This window comes from Rhodococcus quanlei (genome assembly GCF_055231015.1).
Genome location: NZ_JBUYWD010000022.1, coordinates 1 through 17576, shown reverse-complemented (window position 1 = coordinate 17576; position 17576 = coordinate 1). Strand labels below are relative to the sequence as shown.

General features: G+C 65.4%; 18 protein-coding genes. 8 read left to right on the top strand and 10 right to left on the bottom strand.

The features are described 5' to 3' along the window. The first annotated feature begins 31 nt into the window (after nt 1-31). From ACZI8Q_RS15845 to ACZI8Q_RS15835, 3 genes are read left to right on the top strand one after another with little or no spacing between them, the layout of a single operon-like run. Entirely contained in the window at nt 32-436 is a 405-nt protein-coding gene (locus ACZI8Q_RS15845; RefSeq protein ID WP_463374518.1) for a cytidine deaminase, read from the top strand. After that, complete coding sequence (locus ACZI8Q_RS15840) at nt 393-1748, top strand: thymidine phosphorylase (RefSeq protein ID WP_463374517.1); 1356 nt, start codon at nt 393-395, stop codon at nt 1746-1748. Before ACZI8Q_RS15845 ends, ACZI8Q_RS15840 begins: the two co-directional genes overlap by 44 nt. Beyond that, the gene (locus ACZI8Q_RS15835; RefSeq protein WP_463374516.1) at nt 1745-2827 is read left to right on the top strand and encodes an adenosine deaminase; all 1083 of its coding nucleotides are present in this window, start codon (nt 1745-1747) and stop codon (nt 2825-2827) included. Before ACZI8Q_RS15840 ends, ACZI8Q_RS15835 begins: the two co-directional genes overlap by 4 nt. Before the next feature lies 1 nt (nt 2828). On the opposite strand, the gene ACZI8Q_RS15830 is transcribed toward ACZI8Q_RS15835, so the two are convergent. Genes ACZI8Q_RS15830 through ACZI8Q_RS15810 form a run of 5 tightly spaced genes read right to left on the bottom strand, consistent with a single transcriptional unit; the run spans nt 2829 to nt 6322 of the window. Beyond that, nucleotides 2829-4085 carry a primosomal protein gene (locus ACZI8Q_RS15830; protein WP_463374515.1) on the bottom strand — a complete coding sequence of 419 codons (1257 nt, stop codon included), beginning with the start codon at nt 4083-4085 and terminating at the stop codon, nt 2829-2831. Between the two features lie 42 nt (nt 4086-4127). Beyond that, on the bottom strand, nt 4128-4439 hold the full coding sequence (locus ACZI8Q_RS15825; RefSeq protein WP_463374514.1) for a YbaB/EbfC family nucleoid-associated protein: 312 nt from the start codon (nt 4437-4439) through the stop codon (nt 4128-4130). Beyond that, nucleotides 4436-4780, bottom strand: a complete 345-nt coding sequence (locus ACZI8Q_RS15820; RefSeq protein ID WP_463374513.1) for a hypothetical protein — start codon at nt 4778-4780, stop codon at nt 4436-4438. Before ACZI8Q_RS15820 ends, ACZI8Q_RS15825 begins: the two co-directional genes overlap by 4 nt. A 40-nt stretch (nt 4781-4820) precedes the next feature. After that, nucleotides 4821-5999 (bottom strand): C40 family peptidase, encoded by a 1179-nt coding sequence (locus tag ACZI8Q_RS15815; RefSeq protein ID WP_463374512.1) that lies wholly within the window; start codon nt 5997-5999, stop codon nt 4821-4823. A gap of 2 nt (nt 6000-6001) precedes the next feature. Further along, nucleotides 6002-6322: a type VII secretion target gene (locus ACZI8Q_RS15810; RefSeq protein WP_463374511.1), complete on the bottom strand. Its 321-nt coding sequence runs from the start codon at nt 6320-6322 to the stop codon at nt 6002-6004. A gap of 138 nt (nt 6323-6460) precedes the next feature. Here ACZI8Q_RS15810 and upp point away from each other — a divergent pair, with 138 nt between their 5' ends. After that, entirely contained in the window at nt 6461-7084 is a 624-nt protein-coding gene (gene upp / locus ACZI8Q_RS15805; protein WP_463374510.1) for a uracil phosphoribosyltransferase, read from the top strand. Nucleotides 7085-7125: 41 nt separating this feature from the next. On the opposite strand, the gene ACZI8Q_RS15800 is transcribed toward upp, so the two are convergent. The 4 genes from ACZI8Q_RS15800 to ACZI8Q_RS15785 form a co-directional block, all read right to left on the bottom strand. Beyond that, complete coding sequence (locus ACZI8Q_RS15800; protein ID WP_463374509.1) at nt 7126-8721, bottom strand: GMC oxidoreductase; 1596 nt, start codon at nt 8719-8721, stop codon at nt 7126-7128. 287 nt (nt 8722-9008) lie between these two features. After that, complete coding sequence (locus tag ACZI8Q_RS15795; RefSeq protein ID WP_463374508.1) at nt 9009-9551, bottom strand: TetR/AcrR family transcriptional regulator; 543 nt, start codon at nt 9549-9551, stop codon at nt 9009-9011. Nucleotides 9552-9665: 114 nt separating this feature from the next. After that, a complete protein-coding gene (locus ACZI8Q_RS15790) occupies nt 9666-11273 on the bottom strand; it encodes a phospho-sugar mutase (protein ID WP_463374656.1) in 1608 nt (535 codons plus the stop codon). Nucleotides 11274-11287: 14 nt separating this feature from the next. Beyond that, entirely contained in the window at nt 11288-12070 is a 783-nt protein-coding gene (locus ACZI8Q_RS15785) for a purine-nucleoside phosphorylase (protein ID WP_463374507.1), read from the bottom strand. A 20-nt stretch (nt 12071-12090) separates the two neighbouring features. On the opposite strand from ACZI8Q_RS15785, the gene ACZI8Q_RS15780 reads away from it, so the two are divergent. The 3 genes from ACZI8Q_RS15780 to ACZI8Q_RS15770 are packed head-to-tail and all read left to right on the top strand — an operon-like array spanning nt 12091 to nt 15122. Then, a complete protein-coding gene (locus ACZI8Q_RS15780) occupies nt 12091-12789 on the top strand; it encodes an enoyl-CoA hydratase/isomerase family protein (protein WP_463374506.1) in 699 nt (232 codons plus the stop codon). A gap of 12 nt (nt 12790-12801) precedes the next feature. Next, nucleotides 12802-13962 (top strand): M20 family metallopeptidase, encoded by a 1161-nt coding sequence (locus tag ACZI8Q_RS15775; RefSeq protein WP_463374505.1) that lies wholly within the window; start codon nt 12802-12804, stop codon nt 13960-13962. Further along, nucleotides 13959-15122, top strand: a complete 1164-nt coding sequence (locus ACZI8Q_RS15770) for a M20 family metallopeptidase (RefSeq protein WP_463374504.1) — start codon at nt 13959-13961, stop codon at nt 15120-15122. Before ACZI8Q_RS15775 ends, ACZI8Q_RS15770 begins: the two co-directional genes overlap by 4 nt. Here the strand turns inward: ACZI8Q_RS15770 and ACZI8Q_RS15765 are convergent, their stop codons facing one another. Further along, complete coding sequence (locus tag ACZI8Q_RS15765) at nt 15123-15584, bottom strand: gamma-glutamylcyclotransferase (RefSeq protein WP_463374503.1); 462 nt, start codon at nt 15582-15584, stop codon at nt 15123-15125. It abuts the gene before it with no gap. A 224-nt stretch (nt 15585-15808) separates the two neighbouring features. Between ACZI8Q_RS15765 and ACZI8Q_RS15760 the strand changes: the two genes are divergently transcribed. Then, a complete protein-coding gene (locus ACZI8Q_RS15760) occupies nt 15809-17212 on the top strand; it encodes an NAD(P)H-quinone dehydrogenase (RefSeq protein WP_463374502.1) in 1404 nt (467 codons plus the stop codon). Nucleotides 17213-17576 lie beyond the last annotated feature (364 nt).

Sequence of the window (17576 nt, the reverse complement as noted above, 5' to 3'; positions counted from 1 at the left end):
CCATTCAGTGAGCGTGATTGGATGGTGAACCATGACGGCGATCGATTGGAAACTGTTGCGCGCCAACGCGCGTGATGCTTCGACGGGTGCCTACGCACCCTACTCCGGATTCGCGGTCGGGGCCGCGGCACTGGCCGATGACGGGCGCATCGTCCGTGGATGCAATGTGGAAAATGTCTCATATGGGCTAACGCTGTGCGCCGAATGCGTACTGGTGGGTAACTTGTTTTCCTCCGGCGGGGGACGTCTCGTGGCATTCACATGTTGCGATTCGGAAGGGGAGATTCTGATGCCGTGCGGCCGATGCCGACAACTGCTTCTGGAACACGGGGGCGCCGACCTCACCATCGACCACCCCGCCGGTGTGAGAACGCTCGCGCAACTGCTCCCCGATGCCTTCGGTCCCGCCGAGGCGGCAAGGATCGCTCGTGGCTGACCGGACGACGGGTCACGACGCGGTGTCGATCATCTCCGCCAAGCGCGACGGTCGAGAGCTTTCGTCGGCCGAGATCGACTGGATGATCGAAGCGTTCACCCGTTCCGTCGTGCCCGACGAGCAGATGTCTGCCCTTGCGATGGCGATCTACTTCCGCGGAATGACTCGCCGGGAAGTCGGGCACTGGACTGACGCAATGATCGCTTCTGGCCGCCGGATGGACTTCTCCGCGCTGGGCCGCCCCACGGTCGACAAACACTCGACAGGCGGTGTGGGAGACAAGATCACCCTGCCGCTGGCGCCCCTCGTCGCGGCGTGTGGGGCAGCGGTACCGCAACTGTCAGGACGAGGTCTCGGGCACACGGGTGGCACCCTGGACAAACTCGAGTCGATCCAAGGGTGGCGTGCCGACCTCGCCGCAGGCGAAATGGTCGACATACTCTCCGATCCAGCCGTCGGCGCGGTGGTGTGTGCGGCAGGGGACCAACTCGCACCGGCCGACAAGAAGCTCTACGCGCTTCGTGACGTCACCGGAACCGTGGAATCGATTCCACTCATTGCCAGCTCCATCATGAGCAAGAAGATCGCCGAAGGCACCGGCGCGCTCGTTCTCGACGTGAAGGTCGGGTCGGGGGCATTCATGAAGAACCTCGACGACGCGTACGAGCTGGCGCACACGATGGTCGACATCGGTGCCGGGGCCGGAGTCCACACCGTCGCCCTGCTGACAGCGATGGATTCTCCGCTCGGCATGACCGCGGGTAACGCCCTGGAGGTGCGGGAAGCGCTCGAGGTGCTGGCGGGCGGTGGACCCGCCGACGTCGTGGAGCTGACGCTGGCCCTCGCTCGCGAGATGCTCGACGCCGCTGGGATCGACGTCGACCCGGCAGAGCGACTCCGAGACGGCCGCGCGATGGATCGTTGGCGCGCGATGATCTCGGCACAGTGCGGTGACCCCGACGCCGCACTACCCGCGGCCCGTCACACCGAAACCCTGACCGCGAAATCGGATGGTGTGGTCGCCGCTCTCGACGCCATGTCCGTCGGCGTCGCCGCGTGGAGGCTCGGCGCCGGCCGCGCGGCCCAGGGGGAAGCGGTGCAAGCGGCTGCCGGAGTGGAACTCCACGCCAAGCCCGGTGACACGGTGCACTCAGGCACGCCGCTGGCCACGCTGCACACCGACACTCCGGAACGGTTCGGTCGCGCGATCGACGCACTTGTCGACGCCTGGACCCTCGGCTCCGAGTCGGTGACATCCACTTCTCCCGTCATCGCGCGCATCGCGCCCGACGGCGTTAACGTCGATGCATGACCGCTGTGGATCTGCCGGCGCTGCGCCGGGCACCCAAAGTGTTGCTGCACGATCATCTCGACGGGGGATTGAGGCCGTCCACGGTTCTCGACCTCGCGAACCACTGTGGGCACCAGTTGCCTGCGTCCACGGAGGAGGGCGTTGCCGTCTGGTTTCGTGAAGCGGCGGACAGCGGATCGCTCGAGCGGTACCTCGAAACGTTCGCGCACACCGTCGCCGTGATGCAGACGCCGGCCGGGCTACGGCGAGTGGCGCGAGAATGTGCGGAAGATCTGGCCGCGGACGGGGTTGTCTACGCCGAGATTCGCTTCGCCCCCGAACAGCACCTCGACGGCGGCCTCACACTCGACGAGGTCGTGGAACACGTCTTGACCGGTGCCCAGGAGGGTCGCGAAGCGGCACAGGTGGAGGGGCGGCAGATCCGGACGGGTATCCTGCTCACCGCCATGCGGCACGCAGCGCGCTCACGTGAGATCGCGGAACTGGCCGTACGGTTCCGAGACCGTGGCGTCGTCGGATTCGACATTGCCGGCGCCGAGGCAGGCAATCCGCCGAGTCGCCATCTGGACGCGTTCGAGTACATGCGAGAGCGTAACGCCCACTTCACCATTCATGCCGGCGAAGCCTTCGGTCTTCCGTCCATCCACGAAGCTCTCGCATTCTGCGGAACGGACCGACTCGGACACGGGGTGCGCATCGTTGACGACATCATGGTGAACAGCGACGGATCGGCCACTCTCGGACGGTTGGCAGACTACGTGCGCGACAAGCGAATTCCCCTCGAGCTCTGCCCGAGTTCCAACGTCCAGACCGGGGCTGTGGACGCGTTGGAGAATCATCCCTTCGACCTGCTCGCACGGCTACGGTTCCGCGTCACGGTCAACACCGACAACAGGCTGATGAGCGACACCAGCATGAGCGAGGAAATGCATCGCCTCGTCCGGACTTTCGGCTACGGATGGTCCGACCTCGAACGCTTCACCATCAATGCCATGAAATCGGCGTTCATTTCGTTCGACGAACGCCTCGCCATCATCGACGACGTGATCAAACCGGGCTACGCAGTGCTCGTCGGCTGAACTACTCGGGACGCAGTCGCGCCTCGAAGTCGCGCTCGAGAACCCGCCACGACTCCGCTTCGGAGTCGAACGGCGCCGAGGGCGCCATCCGGGTGGGGTCCGGGTTCAACACGAACGAGACATACCAACCGAGTGGAGTGGATGCTGCCAGGGCGGTGTCCACCGAGTCGTCGTCGGCGAAATCGGCCGCGTCCGTGAACAGTTCGACAGCGAGATCCAACTGGTCCGCGTCCACCTCTGTCGGACCCGCCGTCAGGTCGTCTGCGATCCCGGGGAGCACGTACACGTTCTCGTCGGTGACCTCGACGTCCAACGATCCGTCGACCGCCGCCACGCTGATCGCGTCGTAGGTGCTGATCTGCGACAAGTCGTGATCGGAATTGTCGGCCAGGTACCGGGCCAGCGCGCGTTCGGACGAGAACACCGTGATCGTGCCGTTGCGACCGAGGAAGATGGCGTCGTCATCCAGATAGCAGCGCAGCGTGAAGTAGGTGTCGGACGAGGTGATGATCTTGATCGGGTCGACACCCACCGACGTCCAGAAGGTTTCCTCCTCCTCGTCGTCCTCGTCGTCCTCGTCGCTGTCCAGGCTCAGGGGAACGAACTCTTCGTCGGTGTCCGAATCCTCGGCCGCGTCGTCGACATCGACCGTGTTCTCGTCCGCGGCAACAAGCTCGGCCTCGGCAACTGCCACGGCATCCGCGTTCACATCGGGGGAGGCGATCACATCGTCGACGGCGTCCAGGACGTCATCCCAGCTTTTGGCGATCGCGGACCCGATCCCGTTCCACAGTTCCTCGCCGTCGCGACCCGCAAATGCGACTGTGCCGGACTGGAGCGCCCCGAGTGAGGGGTTGTCGCCGAAGAATTCGAGAACTGGCTTCAGCTCGCAGATCTCGCCGATGTTGCGAACCATGTTCAGCGTCTCTTCGAGCTCGCTGATGGTGAGCGTTTCCGGATCGCCTGCGGCGAGTTCGGGGACGCCGATCAGATCGAAGCAGAAGTTCTCGTCGGGTTCGAGTTCGGCTGCGGACAGGCCGACGACCACCTTCCACGCCGGGTGATCGACCAGGTCGTTGTCCGTGTCTGTCCGGATGAAGGCAGCGAGCTCGGCGACCGTCTCGAAGCCGTACAGGTCGTCGCCGTGACCCAGGAAGGCTTCCCATTCGTCGTCACCCTCACGCCACCGTGGTGCCCACAAGGTCACGAGGTCGCCGTCGGTGAGACCGAGTTCGATCGGCACGATGTCTCCAGCCATGGCCGGAAGCCTATCTAGCTCGAGCCCAAAGATATACCCGGGTCATCCCTGGGCTGCTTCGAACGAGTCTTGTAGTTGCGTGAGAACCTGCATGCGCTGCTCGGATGCCCGGGCCGCCGCAGCCTGCGCCGTTCGGGTGACGAGACTCGCGACCGTGCGTGCATCGAGTGAGGTGATCGAATCGTTCATCCACAGGCCGACGAGTGTTCCGTTTCCGTCGACCTCGGCGGTCACCTCGTCGTTCTCGCTCGAGACTCGTGCCTTGATGTCCTGCAGGCCCGACAGTGCCCCTTCGAGGAGTTCGACCTGCGCGTACGCGCGTCCGACGATCGCATCCATTGACTGTTCACTCATACCGGTCGCATCCAACTCGTCGGGGCGGGCTCTTCTTCGTCCTGCTGCAGCTGCGCATCCGCAACTTGTGCGCGTGTCGGCAAGCCCAGCTGATCGAGAACCTTTGCGGGCATGCCGTCACTTTCGAGTTCGGCGCGGCGTCTGGCACCGGCCTCCATGGCCGATCGCTTACACAGCTCGAGGATCTCGTCTGCCAAACGCTGGCCGCCGTAGCGCAACTCGCGCGGGTCGATGCGAATATCGGTCGGCAGGCCCTGTTCGGTGGCATGCACGGTGACGGTGCCCGCACGGTTGGTGGCGGCCGCAGCGGCACCGGCTGGAGAGGGAGGGGGTGGGAACATATTTCCTGTCATTCGGGGTGGGGAGTTCATTCTGTGGGGGTCACTCTGTCGGGCGGTAGAAACCTTGGAAGCCCATGCCGGCGTTGGTGGTGCGGATGGGGCCGACTTGCACCGGATCGCCCGCTTCGACGAGTTGACCATTTCCGATCACCATCGCAACATGGCCGTCCCACACAGCGAGGTCGCCGGGCATGAGGTCACCGGCACCGACCGCGGTGCCGACGTCCTGTTCCTGGGCGAGACGGGGAATATCGACGCCGGATTGGCCATAGGCCCACTGGGTCAGACCACTGCAGTCCAGTCCCTCGTTCGGCGTGGTGCCGCCCCAGACGTAGGGGACACCCTGCTGGGACAGGGCGTTGCGCACCGCTTCGGCGGCTTCCTTGTTGGGTGCCACCGCGGTGCTGCCGTCGGGAAGCACGACCTCTACACCCTCGCCGCTGCCGGACGCATCACGATCGGAGCCGCGGTCACCCATCAGTGAGTCGGCTCGGGAGGCGCCGGAGCCCCCGCCGTTGCCCGGCATCGAACCCATCATTCCGGAGATGGATTGTGCGCCGGAGTTCGTCACCGCACCGACCGCTTTGGTGACCGCGTCGATCGCGCCGCCGGTGGAGGCCGAGGCAGCAGCAGTGGAAGCGGGAGCGGTGGAGGCGGCAGCCGATGTGGAGGCAGAGGCGGCAGCCGTGGAGGCAGATGCAGCAGTCGACGGTGTGGGCTCGGCAGGGGTGAGCGCCGTCATCTTCGCGGTTTCGGCGCTCAGTTCGGCACGCACCCGTCCCACCACAGCCAAGCCTCGTCCGAGGTGATCGAGTGCGGCGGCGATGATCATCGTCTGTCCAGCCGGAGTGGCCAAGGTGGGGCCGGCTGCGACCGCGAGTTCGATGAACGACTGCAGAATTCCGCGAAGCTCGACCATTCCCGCGCGCACGATTTCGGATGCCTCTGCCACGACAGTCGCGATGTCGTTGCCACGGTCGGATGCAGCAACCGAAGCGTTCTGCACTGCTTGTGTCTTCTCCACCGCGGCGGTACCGGCCGCGGACTGCCACAGGCCGCTCACACTACTGATACCGGCCCTGCCCGTGGTGTGTACGGCGTCGATGGCCGAGGAGGAGTAGCGAAGTGCGTCCGCCGGGCTGCCTGTCGGGAGGACGCCGTCGCCGAACGTCTCGAGGAGATTCATCATCGGACGGGTGAGCAGATCGATGGAGATCATGATCAGGCCAGTTCCGTCCCGATCGCACCCAGACCTGCAGCATTGCCTGCCTCGGTGGCGGCGTAGCCGGCGGCATTGGCGCCCGCTGCGGTGCTGATGCTGGTCAACACACCCGCGAGTTCGGTGATCTCCGCCGTGTGTGCTGCGTGTGCTGCGGCGAATGCCGCGACGAAGTCGCCGCCGACGAGTCCGAACACCGGCCCGAGAAGCATGGGGCCGGCCGCTACCGCACCTGCAGCGGCGGCACTCATTTCGGTCGCCATCGACGCGGCAGTAGCGCCGAAGGCGACAACGCCGTCGGTCGACACAGAAAGGTCGGTCATCGTAAATCCCCCTGGTCGAATTGATCGTGTCACCCTATTCGACGCCGCCGACGTCGAATAGGTTCCGAATGTGCGATCTCACCGACAATATCCCCTCGCGGGCACCGCCGACGCCCACGCCCCCCTATTCTGTCGAGCATGGACACGCACGTTGTCGACCACCCGCTCGCGGCCGCACTGCTGACAACCATGCGCGACGAGCGTAGTGACAATGCCACGTTCCGCGCCGCCCTCGGAAGACTGACGCACATCCTCGTGTACGAGGCCCTGCGTGAGGCGCCTGTCGACCGTTTCGATGTGACGACACCGGTGGGGGTGGCAGGCGGTGTCCGGTTGGCGAATCCGCCGCTTCTCGTCCCGGTTCTGCGGGCGGGTCTGGGCATGGTCGAGCAGGCCGCCGCACACGTCCCGCAGGCTCGCGTGGGCTTCGTGGGTATGGCACGCGACGAGCAGACCCATCGGCCGGTCCCGTACCTGGAGTCGTTGCCCACCGATCTCGCCGGAGTTCCGGTGTACGTGCTCGATCCGATGTTGGCGACGGGCGGCTCGATGGTGCACACCCTCGACCTGCTGGTCGCGCGCGGGGCGACGGACATCACCGCCGTGTGCGTGGTGGCGGCGCCCGAGGGAATCATTGCAGTAGAGAATGCGCATCACCGTGTCCGAATCGTCACGGCAGTGGTGGATCAGGGGCTCGACGAGAACGCCTTCATCGTGCCGGGTCTCGGGGATGCGGGAGATCGTCAGTTCGGTCCTCGATAAAGAACCGTCCTTGCCGAGGACCGGTCAGGGGGCGCGCAGCGTCAGATGATCGTCCCCACGTCGTGAGCGACGATCTGGTCCAGCGCGTGCTCCACAACGGCGGCAATCGTCATGGACGGATTACACGCCGCGGTATTGCCTGGCATGAGTGCACCGTCGAGCACGTAGAGCCCGCGTTGGCCGTGTACGCGGCCATCCGGGTCACACACCGTTCCCATGCACGCCCCGCCCAGCGGGTGCCAGGTGCTGGGTACCACCGCATTGGTGTCGGTGAGGATACTCCCGGGTCCGGCGATGCGGCGCACCGCAGGATCGATGTATCCGTTCTGGAGTCGGCGGTCGCCCTCGAACGGCCAATGCAGCTTCGCTTCTCCGGCGGCGGAGTCGTAGGCGAAGCGCCCGCGCCCGTCGCTCACTCCGTAACCCACCAGCATGGTGCTGTGCGCGTCGAGGCCCATCGGCGGGATCGACGCCTGGATCACCGTGAACGCAGTCTCCGGATGGTCCCAGTTGAGGCTGCCGTACACCACGGGCCCGCCCTGTTCGACACCCATGGCCTCGTCGGGGTCCGTCCACACGTAGATCCGGTCGCCGTTGGTGCCCCAGCCCTCGCCGAGACCGTCCGGGAGATCGGGGATCGTCCCGGTTGCGTTCGCGCGCACCAGCATCTTCGTGGTGTTGGGGCTGCCGGCCGCCATCACGAGGGTGTCCGCGGTCATCATCTTGTTCTCCACGACTCGCCCGGAGCGGTCGATCCGGTCCACGTGTACGGTCCAGCGTCCGTCGTGTGCCCGCTCGATATCGCGGACCTGGTGCAGGGTCTGCACGTTCACCAGTCCGGTCTTCTCGGCGGCGGCGATGTACGTCGTGTCCACGGAGTGCTTGCCACCGTTGTTCACGCCCAGGGCCCCGTCGCCGTTCGTGTAGGACGGTTTCATTTTTCCGGCGAGTTCGGCCAGCGCGTAGTCCCAGTCGATGGGCATCGGGATCTTCGACAGCGGCATGCCTGCGCGACGCACGTGCTCGGCGAACAGTCGTGCCGCCCGGTAGTTGGGGGATTGGATCAGCTCGTCCGGTGCGGTCTCCAGTTGCAGCATCTTCGCCACCCTCGGGTAGTGCACACGGTGCAGTAGATCCCATTCGAGTCCGGCCGGGAACTGCGTGTAGAACAGCTCCTCCGTGGGTTCGAGTGTCATCCCTTGGTAAACAAGTGATCCCCCGCCCACACCTGCTGCGCACATGATCGTCATGTTCTCTCCGGAAATGGTCTCGATGAGCCCAGCATAGGGATCGAGCGCCACCGGGCGGCCGAACAGTTGCGGGCTCGACTCGTGCCAGAGCACCCGCTTGTCGGGGCTACTGGCGTGCGGGAAGGTCTCCGCGTTCGGCCCCGTCGGCCATCGCAGACCTCGCTCCAGGAGCGTTACGGGCACGCCTGCCTGCGCCAACCGGAGTGCGGTCACGCCGCCGCCGAAACCCGAACCGACCACGATCACGCGATGCTCCTCGCGTGTCAGGGGTATGTCACGAACCCTTGCCGCCGTGGTGTCGACCGCGTGCGCGGTCGGCGCCAGTGCCAGGCCCACGCCTGAGACTGCGGCCCCGGCAAGAAAACTCCTACGCGAGATCTGTGACACCCGTTTCCTCCAGATTTCTATGGCGCTGCGATTCGGTGGTCGCAGCGTGGCTGCCGGGCCGCACCCTTGGTGATGGGCGCTCCCGAGTACCGGCAATGGAATGTGACGTGAACTACAGTTCCTGAGCGAGCCACAGATTAGACACTTTTGCCGAATAGTGTCAAGAAATGGTGGTGTCGAGGGGCTGTCGGGCTTTCTGATCTCACCTGCGGACAGCTCGGCGACCGCAAAGCGTCAAGGGCTTACTCCGGGCCGGTGAGTTCGACAACTCTGGTTTCAGTGGTAGGTCAGGGCATCGCAGGTTCGAGCCAACGGGTGAGGAACGCACGCAGTTCGGCGTCCGGGCGATGAGCGGGATCATCGAAGATGACCACCGAAATGCCCAGATGTAGTCCGATGTCGACGATGTCATCGAGAAACTCTTCGGCCGCCGCGTCGCGTTCGACCATCGGCCACAACAACTCGCGGGCAATCGGCCTCGCACGCTCCATCATCGTGGTGTCGAAGAGAGGGTTGTGTAGATCGGTCTCCAGCAGCGTCGCCAGCACCGGGTTCATGCGCAGTGCCGTGCGCCCGGCCACGATGAGTTCCACTACGTACTCGCAGGGCGTCTCGGCGGCGTCCAGGCGCTTGCGGACGTCGCCGAGCACGCGCATCAGCAACGTTGCCAGCGCCTGTGAGATGACGTCGTCGCGTGAGCCGAAATTGGAGTACACGGTCTGGCGTGAGACATTGGCGGTCGCAGCTACGGCGGCGATACTGACACCGGAAAATCCTGCCTCGCCGATCAGTTTCAGCGTGGCGTCCACAATCTTTTCCCGCGAGCGCATGTAGCCATTATGCGAAACGCGTGAGCGGGTGTATTCCGAACCCCTCCATGGTGTGTGGGTGCTGCCGGCAAGGTTCAGCCGCGACCTCGGGTGCAATCCCGAGACATCAGTACATCAGTGCTGTCGAGTCATCAGTGCAGTCGCGAACTCGCGCAACTCGGCAACCTGTTCTCGGGCCTTGTCGCGGGCCGACTCGACGTGACGTGGTTCGGATACCGGAACCACCACCTCGAGGTAGCACTTGAGCTTCGGCTCGGTGCCCGACGGACGGACCACCACACGGATGCCGTCCCCCTCGAATACGAGGGCATCGGTACGAGTCCGTCCGCGGCGCAGCAGGAGATCCTCGGTTCGGAAAATGGGGCAACCGGCCAGTTCCAAAGGGGGCTTCGCGCGCAACGCTGACATGACGGCGGCGATGTCGGCGACGTTGTCGAATCGCAGCGACACCTGATCGCCCTGATGGACCCCGAATCGAATCGCGAACTCGTCGAGGAGGTCGGTGAAGGCACGCGTGGAAGCCTTCAGCGTCGCCGCGAGATCCGCCGCCACGACGGCCGCGGATATACCGTCCTTGTCGGGCACGAACTCGGGATCGACGCAGTGTCCGAGCGCCTCCTCGTAGGCGTAGACGAGCCCGTCGCCGGCCCGGACCAGCCACTTGAATCCGGTGAGGGTCCGTGCGAACCGCGCACCGCGATCTGCGGCGATCTTCTCGAGCAGAGTCGAGGACACCACGGTTGTGGCGACCAGCGAGCCTTTCGGAGCCGAGTCGAGGATGTGGTTGCCGAGCAGGACACCTGTCTCGTCGCCGCGCAGCATGCGCCACCCGTCGGCGTCGCGAATGCCGAGGGCGCACCGGTCGGCATCGGGGTCCAGGGCAATGGCCAGGTCCGCGTCGATGTGTGCCGCCAATTCGAGGAGCGCATCCGTGGTTCCTGGTTCCTCCGGGTTGGGGAAGGGTGCCGTGGGGAAGTCCGGGTTCGGTGCGAACTGCGAGGTGACGACGTGAACATCGGAGAAACCGGCAGCGCGCAGGGCGGCGACGCACGTGTCTCCGCCGACGCCGTGCATCGCAGTGAGTGCGATGCGTATCGACCGTTCGGTGCCGGTGGGCAACATCGAGATGCGCTGGATGTAGCGGTCGACCAGTTCGTCGCCGGCGGGGGCGACGGGGGTACGCGGCACTCCGACGGCAGGACCGACATTCGCGACGGCTGCTTCGATTTCGCGATCCGCCGGTGAGATCAACTGGGCCCCACCCGACACGTACACCTTGTAGCCGTTGTCCGTCGCGGGGTTGTGCGAGGCGGTGATCTGAATGCCGGCTACGGCGCTCAGGTGACGTACCGCGAAGGCGACGACGGGCGTGGGCAGTGGCCGGGGAAGGAACACGACCTCGAAACCGGCGGCTCCGAGTACTTCCGCTGCCGCGCTTGCGAAGGCCTCGGAACCGTGTCTGGCGTCGCGTCCCACGACGACGGTGCCGCCGCCGAGGCAGCGGTTCTGCAACCACGTCGCGAGCCCGGCCGTGGTCCGCACGACGACGGCGATGTTCATCCCGCTCGGTCCCGCACGCAGTGGCCCCCGCAGCCCTGCGGTGCCGAAGGTCAGTGGAGCAGCGAATCGTTCGGCGAGTGCGTCGGGGCTTGCAGCGGCGAGTTCCGCGCGCGCTTGCGGATCGGGGTCGCCGGCAATCCACTCCCGGACCGCAGCGCGCAGGCCTGCCTCGGAGTTCACAGCCGGGCCACCAACTCCCGAAGCAGATCGCCCATTCGCTGCGCCGAGTCACGTCCGGCCGCCAAGACTTCCTCGTGGCTCAGGGGTTCGCCGGTGATTCCGGCCGCGGCGTTGGTGACGAGCGAGAGTCCGAGGACGCTGGCACCGAGCGCACGGGCGGCAATCGTTTCGTGAACCGTCGACATCCCGACCAGGTCGGCCCCGAGTGCGCGCAGCATACGAATCTCGGCAGGGGTCTCGTAGTGCGGGCCCGGAAGTCCCGCGTACACGCCCTCGTCCAGTGTGGGGTCGATGTCGCGGGCCAACGCACGCAGTTCGGGGGAGTAGGCGTCGACGAGATCGACGAAGTCGGCGCCCACGAGGGGGGAACGGGCGGTGAGGTTGAGGTGATCGCTGATCAGTACGGGTTGGCCCACCGCGAACTCGGGCCTGATCCCGCCGGCGGCGTTCGTGAGGATCATGGTTTCGGCGCCGGCCGCAATCGCAGTGCGGATCGGGTGGACGACCCGCTCCAAGGGGTGGCCCTCGTAGGCGTGCGTGCGTCCCAGTAATACCAATACGCGGTGCTCTCCCACGAGGACCGAACGCACGGAACCCGAGTGCCCGCTCGCGGACGGGGGTACAAATCCGGGCAGTTCACCCATCGGCATCTCGGCGACCGGGGCGCCGAGCCGGTCGGCCGCGGCCTGCCAGCCCGAACCGAGAACGACCGCAATCGGATGTTTCGGGCAGTCGGTGTGGGCGGCAATTACCGTGGCCGCGGCATCAGACGTTCCCATGGGGCGTTAGTCTTCCATTCATGCCTTATCTCGAGCGCGACGGTGACGTTTTCATTCTGTATCTCGGCAACGAAGGGGAGACGGACAACGAGAACCGCTTCCATCCCGACTGGATCGATGCGGTCCACGCCGAACTCGACACGGTCGAGGCGCACGAGGGTCAGGCAGCCCTCGTCACCACTGCGACCGGCAAGTTCTACAGCAACGGGCTCGACACCACGTACATCTTCGCGAACCTGGACGAACTCCCCGCGTACCTGGACCGGGTCCACACGGTGTACTCCCGTCTGCTGACCTTCCAGATGCCGACCGTGGCGGCGGTGCAAGGTCACGCGTTCGGTGCCGGCGCCATGCTGGCGTCCGCTCACGACTTCCGGGTGATGCGCGGAGATCGCGGCTTCTACTGCCTTCCCGAGGTGACGCTGAACATGCCGTTCACCGTGGGCATGTCCGCCCTGCTCAACAGTCGTCTGCCCAAGCAGACGGCGGTGGAGGCGATGCTGACGGGTAGGCGTTTCGGGGGCCACGATGCGGTGGCCGCAGGAATCGCGGACATCGCCGTCGACGGAGATCAGGTTCTGGCCTCGGCTGTGGAGCGGGCCGGTGCGTTGGCTTCGACACGTGGCGACAACCTCGTGGGTATGAAGAAGGGCATTCATGCCGACACCCTCGACGCTCTTGCCACCGTCACCGACAAGAGCAACTTCAGTTTCGGGTGAGAGAATGAGCTCGTGAACGCGGATATCGATGCGGCGATTCGGTCTGCGAAGGCAGACCTGATCGAGCTGTCGCATTCGATTCACCGTGAGCCGGAACTGGCGTTCGAAGAGTTCCGCAGTGCCGCGAAGGTTGTCGACCTGCTGAAGCAACGCGGGTTCGAGGCGCACACCGGTACGGCCGGTCTCCCGACCGCGTTCGAAGCGACGTACGGCAGCGGTGAGCTGGTGATCGCCGTCTGCGCGGAGTACGACGCATTGCCGCAGATCGGGCACGCCTGTGGGCACAACATCATCGCGGCATCGGCGGTGGGAGCGGGAATCGCGCTCGCGGCCGTCGCGGACCGTCTGGGCATCACCGTGCGGGTGGTCGGTACTCCGGCAGAGGAGACCGGCGGCGGGAAGGTGCTCATGCTCGAGCGCGGGGTGTTCGACGATGTCGCGGCGGTCGTGATGGTCCACCCGGGGCCGGTCGACATCGTCGGCGCAACATCGTTGGCGTTGTCCGACATCGCCGTCACGTTCACGGGAACAGAAGCGCACGCATCGGCGGCCCCCGAGTTCGGTAGGAACGCGGCCGACGCGGCGACCGTCGCGCAGGTGGGCATCGGCCTGTTGCGTCAGCACCTGCCGCCGGGCTCGCAGATCCACGGCATCGTGAGTGCAGGCGGGACGGTGCCGAACATCGTTCCTGCGCACTCGGAAATGCTGTATTACCTGCGCGCGCAGACCTCCGAAGAGCTGTCCGATCTCACCGAACGCGCCGAGGCTTGCTTCGCTGCGGGCGCCCTCGCCACCGGATGCACGCACAGCATTCGCACGGTCTCGCCGACCTATGCGGAGCTCACCCCCGACCCCTGGCTGGCCGCGGCCTATCGCGACGAGGTGACAGGTTTGGGCCGCACACCTGTTCCGCCCGAGTGGGAGACCGTTCGGCCGTTGGGCAGCACCGACATGGGTAACGTCACGAAAGTGGTTCCGGGTATCCATCCGGTCATCGGTCTCGATTCGGACGGATCCGTAACGCATCAGCCTGCGTTCACGGCCGCCTGTATCACCGAGTCGGCCGATCTGGCGGTGCTCGACGGCGCCCGCGCACTGGCGGGGACGGTGATCCGCGCAGCATCGGACAGGGCGCAGCGAGCGCGGCTACTGGAAGGAGTCGATCGTCGGTGAACGCCGTAGTCGACACATGGCTCGAGGCGCACGGAGACGACCTCGTCGCGTGGCGTCGTCATATTCATGCCAACCCGGAACTCGCACGTCACGAGTACGCGACCACCGAGTTCGTCGCGACACGACTTGCTGCGGCCGGGCTGTCACCGCAGGTCCTTCCCAAGGGAACGGGTCTGACGTGTGATCTCGGTCCTGCCCACGGGCCGCGTATCGCCTTGCGCGCCGATATCGATGCGTTGCCGTTGCAGGAACTCACCGGCGCCACCTACTCCTCGACCGTCGCAGGTGTGTCCCATGCCTGCGGCCACGATGCGCACACCACCATCCTGTTGGGAACCGCTCTGGCGTTGTGCGAGATTCCCGACCTTCCGGTCGGCGTGCGCCTGGTGTTTCAGCCCGCCGAGGAAGTGATGCCCGGCGGCGCACTCGACGTGGTGGCGGCGCGCCGGATCGAGGGTGTGTCGAGAATCTTTGCTCTGCACTGCGATCCGCGGCTCGAGGTCGGCCGAGTCGGCGTTCGTCTGGGTGCGATCACGTCGGCGGCAGATACGGTCGAGCTGATCCTCGAATCGCCAGGCGGGCACACCTCGAGGCCACACCTGACGACGGATCTGGTGTACGCGCTCGGCACCGTCGTGACCGGTCTGCCGGGGATGCTCAGTCGTCGCATCGACCCGCGCACCAGCACCGTGATGGTGTGGGGTGCCGTGAACGCAGGGCAGGCCCCGAATGCGATCCCACAGACCGGAATGCTGGCCGGAACCGTCCGCACCGGCGACCACGAGACGTGGGAACTGTTGGAACCGTTGGTCCGAGAGATCGTCGACGGACTCCTGGCACCGACAGGTGTCCGGTATCAACTCAACTATCGAAGGGGAGTGCCCCCGGTCGTCAACGACGAGCATTCCACCCGCATGTTCGAAGACACGATCCGGGCAGTCGGGCCGGACGCGCTGGCGGATACACCGCAGTCCGGTGGCGGAGAGGACTTCTCCTGGTATCTCGAGGAAGTGCCCGGCGCCATGGCGCGTCTGGGCGTGTGGTCCGGGGTGGGCACCCAACTCGACATCCATCAGCCCACATTCGATCTGGACGAACGCGCACTCGCGGTGGGTGTGCGGGTACTCACCGGCTTGGTGCTGGACCAGGAAAGCCGGTAGTCACCCCGTTCCGGGGCCCACGTTCCGGCTGTTTCGGGTCCGCAGTTCGCGGAGGTAGTCTGCCGGTGCGCCAGCGATCTCGGCAGCGTCGGCCATCACTCCGAGATACCGCGCCGAAGGAAGACCGCCTTCGTAGGCGTCCATGACGTACAGCCATGCGAGTTCCGGGCCGTCCGTAGTGTCCACCCGCACACGGATCTTGCGGTGGATACCGAGTTCGGACCCTTCCCACCGGTCCAGGCGTGCCTCGTCTTCTTCCGGAACGTCGTAGAGCACGACGAAGACCTTGGATCCCGCGTCCTCGACGACAGTGGCCAAAGCGCCTTCCCACCCGATGTCCTCGCCGCTGAACGTGAGTCGCCAACCGTGCAGCCAGCCGGTCCCGGCCATCGGTGAATGGGGGCAGCGCTGCAACATCTGCTCCGGGTGCATGTTGGACCCGTAAGCCGCGTAGATCGACACGGCGAAAGCCTACATCCGTCGCACTTGTCGGCTGTTCGAGCGTTGGTCGACAGTTGTGGGCCGATACACAGATATACGCGGCAGTAGGGGCGAATCATGCCGAGTAATCTGGTCTTCGCAACATCTACCAGTGTTGTAGCGAACTACCGGTGCATGACACCGCGTACTGCAATAGCGTGAGCATCGACCGGAGACCCCGGTCGGCCCGTCGACTTGGAGGACAGATGACCCGAATCGTGATCATTGGTGGCGGACCCGCCGGTTATGAGGCGGCCCTGGTGGCCGCACAGTACGGAGCGACCGTCTCACTGATCGATTCGGACGGCATCGGTGGTGCGTGCGTCCTGTTCGACTGCGTGCCGTCCAAGACGTTCATCGCGTCCACGGGAGTCCGCACCGACATGCGGCGCGCCAATGATCTGGGAATCAACCTGGATCCGTCTCAGGCGGCCATCGAACTTCCGCAGATCCACTCGCGTGTGAAGAGCCTCGCCCAGGCGCAGTCCTCCGACATTCGGGCACGCCTGCAGAGTGTCGGCGTGGAACTGCTTTCCGGAACAGCCGAACTCACCGACCCTGAGGTCGGTATGGCTACACACCAGGTGTGCGCCACCCTCGGCAACGGTGAGAAGCGCACGTTGACAGCCGATGTGGTGCTGATCGCGACCGGCGCCAGCCCTCGTATCATCCCGGGAGCGGAGCCCGACGGGGAGCGGATTCTCACCTGGCGTGACCTTTACGACCTGGACGAACTGCCCGAACACCTCGTGGTGATCGGGTCCGGCGTCACCGGCGCCGAGTTCGTCTCCGCGTATACGGAGATGGGTGTGAAGGTCACCCTCGTCTCGAGTCGTGACCGGGTATTGCCCGGCGAGGATGCCGATGCTGCACTCGTGCTCGAGGACGCGTTTGCCGAACGCGGTGTGGCGCTCGTCAAGCATGCTCGCGCCGAGTCCGTCGAGCGGACGGCCGACGGAATCGTCGCCAAGCTGACGGACGGCCGCACCGTCGAGGGAAGCCATGCGCTGATGACGGTCGGATCCGTACCCAACACCGACGACCTCGGTTTGGGCAAGGTCGGTCTCGAGCTCGACAAGGGTGGTTACCTGCGCGTGGACCGGGTGTCGCGGACGTCGGCCCCGGGCGTGTACGCCGCCGGTGACTGCACGGGTCTGCTGCCGCTCGCGTCGGTTGCTGCGATGCAGGGTCGTATCGCGATGTACCACGCGCTCGGCGAAGGTGTCAGCCCGATCAAGTTGAAAACGGTTGCCTCCGCAGTCTTCACCAGACCCGAGATCGCTACGGTCGGCGTGAGCCAGTCGGCGATCGACGAAGGGGAAGTCCCGGCACGTACGGTGATGCTTCCGCTCAACACCAATCCGCGCGCGAAGATGTCGGGTCTGCGTCGCGGGTTCGTGAAGATCTTCTGCCGCCCCGCCACGGGTGTCGTGATCGGTGGTGTGGTGGTGGCACCCACCGCGTCGGAACTGATACTGCCGATTGCCATTGCTGTGCAGAACAATCTGTCCGTCAACGATCTGGCCCAGTCCTTCTCGGTGTACCCGTCGTTGACGGGGTCGATCACCGAGGCCGCGCGCCAGCTCATTCGGCACGACGATCTGGATTGAGTGGCCATGTCCAGATCTCGTTATCTGGGATGGATGGTTCACATAATGGTCTGAGTCGTGCCATAGTCGAGTGACGGGCGATATCAACGCCCAGCCAGGCGCTCTATCCGCCCCGCAGACCCAGGACGGCCAGGGTGTTCTTCGCCTCTGTCTGTCGTCCTGGGAGCTTCCATGAATTCTGTTCGTCTGTCGCGCCGCATGGACGGGATGCGCAGTTCCGCGATTCGCGATCTGCTCACCGTTGCCTTGTGGTGAGCAAACGTGAGCATGCTCGTCCATCAGGCAGTCGCCTCTTGCGGGGCGACGGTCCCGGTCCGATCAACCCGGGTCGGGTTGTGCCGGGTTGACGCTTCACAGCCTCCTG